This window comes from Streptomyces sp. NPDC050388 (assembly GCF_040655635.1).
Taxonomy (GTDB): domain Bacteria; phylum Actinomycetota; class Actinomycetes; order Streptomycetales; family Streptomycetaceae; genus Streptomyces.
On sequence record NZ_JBFAKH010000232.1, the window covers coordinates 1 to 2521 of the forward strand.

Annotated in this window: 3 protein-coding genes; all 3 read right to left on the reverse strand. The window is 76.4% G+C overall.

Going from position 1 to position 2521, the window contains the following annotated elements:
• Nucleotides 1-33 precede the first annotated feature (33 nt).
• The 3 genes from AB0I73_RS40955 to AB0I73_RS40965 all read right to left on the reverse strand — a co-directional run bounded on the left by AB0I73_RS40955 (nucleotide 34) and on the right by AB0I73_RS40965 (nucleotide 2467).
• Nucleotides 34-372 carry a zf-HC2 domain-containing protein gene (locus tag AB0I73_RS40955; RefSeq protein ID WP_363045463.1) on the reverse strand — a complete coding sequence of 113 codons (339 nt, stop codon included), beginning with the start codon at nucleotides 370-372 and terminating at the stop codon, nucleotides 34-36.
• Nucleotides 373-560: 188 nt separating this feature from the next.
• Nucleotides 561-1247 carry a response regulator transcription factor gene (locus AB0I73_RS40960; protein WP_363045464.1) on the reverse strand — a complete coding sequence of 229 codons (687 nt, stop codon included), beginning with the start codon at nucleotides 1245-1247 and terminating at the stop codon, nucleotides 561-563.
• On the reverse strand, nucleotides 1244-2467 hold the full coding sequence (locus AB0I73_RS40965) for a sensor histidine kinase (protein ID WP_363045465.1): 1224 nt from the start codon (nucleotides 2465-2467) through the stop codon (nucleotides 1244-1246). The genes AB0I73_RS40960 and AB0I73_RS40965 overlap by 4 nt, the downstream gene beginning before the upstream one ends.
• Between the last annotated feature and the right edge of the window lie 54 nt (nucleotides 2468-2521).

A 2521-nucleotide genomic window follows, 5' to 3' on the forward strand; every position in this document is an offset into this window, starting at 1 on the left:
CCGTCCGGGTGGGCCGGTCCGCCGCCCGGCCGCTCACCCGACACAGGCCAGCCGGCTCACCCACTGCGCCAGCGTCAGCGAGCCGGCCCGGGCCGCGCCGTGCCGGCGGCGCCGGCGCCGCGCGCCGACCCGGCCCCCGGCCGCCGCCGACCCGCCCCCCGGCCGGCGGCGGCCGGCGCCGTAGGCCAGCGCCGCGCGCAAAGGGGCCAGGTGCGCGGCCACCGCCGCCAGGCAGTGATGCTCCTCCCGGCAGCCGGCACAGGCCGCCAGGTGGGCGCGGACCGCGCCCGCCTGGCCGGGCTCCAGCACATCGAGCGCGTGTCCTTCGAGCAGGTCGCCGATGGCGCGGCAATCCTGGGAGGGAGTAAGCATGGCGGGTCCCTTCTCGTTCCGGGGTGAGAATCGCGCGGGCCACGGGGCCGGTGTACGGCCGGCGCCCCGCTCCACGCCCCCACCCTCCCCCCGGAACGGCCCCGCGCGCGTCGTCCGCGCGCAGCAATTTTCCGCTACCACCACCGCAGTACCCCCCACCCCCGCCACATGCCGGCCCCGGCCGGCCCTCACCCCGCCCCCGAGGGGCCGGCCGCCGGGCCGACCAGGCCGCACTGGTAGGCGATGACCACCAGCTGGGCCCGGTCCCGGGCGGCCAGCTTGGTCATCGCCCGGTTGACGTGGGTCTTGGCCGTCAGCGGACTGACGAACAACCGCCCGGCGATCTCCTCGTTCGACAGCCCCAGCGCGACCAGTCCCACCACATCACGCTCCCGCCGCGTCAAACACTCCAGCCGCTCGTGCACGGCCGCCGCGCACGGCTCCGGCTGCGCCAGAAACCGCCGGATCAGCCCCCGGGTCGCCGCCGGGGACAGCAGCGCCTCCCCCGCCGCCACCGTGCGCACCGCCTCCAGCAGCTCCTCGGGCCGGGCGCCCTTGCCCAGAAAGCCGCTCGCCCCCGCCCGCAGCGCCTCCGCCACGTACTCGTCGTCCTCGAAGGTGGTCAGGATCAACACCTTCACCGCCGCCAGCTCCTCGGCCCCGCCGATCAGCCGGGTGGCGGCCAGGCCGTCCAGCTCCGGCATCCGGATGTCCATCAAGACCACATCCGGTCGCCGCGCCCGCGCCAGCTCCACCGCCTCCCGGCCGTTGGCCGCCTCGCCCACCGCCTCCATGTCCTCGGCCGCCTCGAACAGCATCCGGAAGGTGCCCCGCAGCAGGGCCTGGTCATCGGCGAGCAGCACCCGGATCGTCACGGTTCCCCCTCCCCGGCCGCCCGCCCCCCCGGCGCCGCGAGCGCCGCACCCGGCCGCAGCGGCAGCTCGGCAATCACGGTGAACCCCCCGCCGGGGCGCGCCGCGGCCGCCAGCCGCCCCCCGACGCTGGCCGCCCGCTCACGCATCCCGATCAGCCCGTGACCGGTGCCGGGGCGGGGCGCGGGCGCCCCGCCCCGCCCGTCGTCCTCCACCGTGATGGTCAGCCATGGGGGCCGGTAGCGCAGGCAGAGGCGGGCCTGCTCGGTCCCGGCGTGCTTGCGCACATTGGTCAGCGCCTCCTGCACGATGCGGTACGCGGCCAGGTCCACCGCCGGCGCCAGCGGCACGGCCACACCGTGCCGCAGGTGCCTGACAAACAGGCCGACCCGCTCGAAGGACGCCAACAGCTCCGGCACCTGCGCCAGACCCGGCATCGGATCCCGCGGCGCCCGGGGATCATCGGACTGCCGCAGCAGCCCCACCGTCACCCGCAGCTCCTCCAGCGCGGACCGGCTGGCCTCCCGGATCCCCTCCAACGCGGTGACCAGCTGCTCCGGCCGCCGCTCCACCAGATGCACCGCCACCCCGGCCTGCGCATTGATCAAGGCGATGTGGTGCGCCACCACATCGTGCAGCTCGCGCGCGATCCGGATCCGCTCGGCCGCCACCCGCTGCCGCGCCTCCTGCTCCCGGGTCCGCTCCGCGTACTCCGCCCGCTCCTCCACCGCCGCCACATACGCGCGGCGCGCACGCACCCCGTCCCCCACCGCGGCCGGCAGGGCCGTCCAGGCCAGCATCGCCACGTTGTCCCCGAACCAGGAGCGCGAGCCGAACACCAGGCCCGTGCCGACCAGCAGGGCGGCCGAGGCCGACGCCGCCATCCAGGTGGTCCGCCGGTCGGTTTGCACCGCCACGGTGTAGACCGAGACGATGACCGGGCTGGTCACCAGCGGACTCTCCCTGATCCCGAGCACCTGGAAGCCCACCCCGCAGGCGAGGGCGGCGACCAGCACGCCGAACGGGTGGCGCCGGCGCCACAGCAACGCCAGACAGCCGACCGCCGCCAGCACCACGACCGGCAAGCGGACCGCGATCCGGTGCTCGTGCGGGAGGGCGGAGGCGGCCGCGACCGACAGCACGAACAGCAGCACCGGCACCAGCACGTCCAGCGTGCCGACCCGGGCGCCCACCTTCCGCCGCCCACCATTGATCACCACCATGCCACCACGGTAGGGCCGACCCCCGGGCGCCGCTGGCCCACCAACGCCAGCCAC

What these genes read in the sequence shown, in the direction of transcription:
- AB0I73_RS40965 (WP_363045465.1), bottom strand. Translation starts at nt 2,467, where the DNA reads ATGGTGGTGATCAATGGTGGGCGGCGGAAGGTGGGCGCCCGGGTCGGC.
- AB0I73_RS40955 (WP_363045463.1), bottom strand. Translation starts at nt 372, where the DNA reads ATGCTTACTCCCTCCCAGGATTGCCGCGCCATCGGCGACCTGCTCGAA.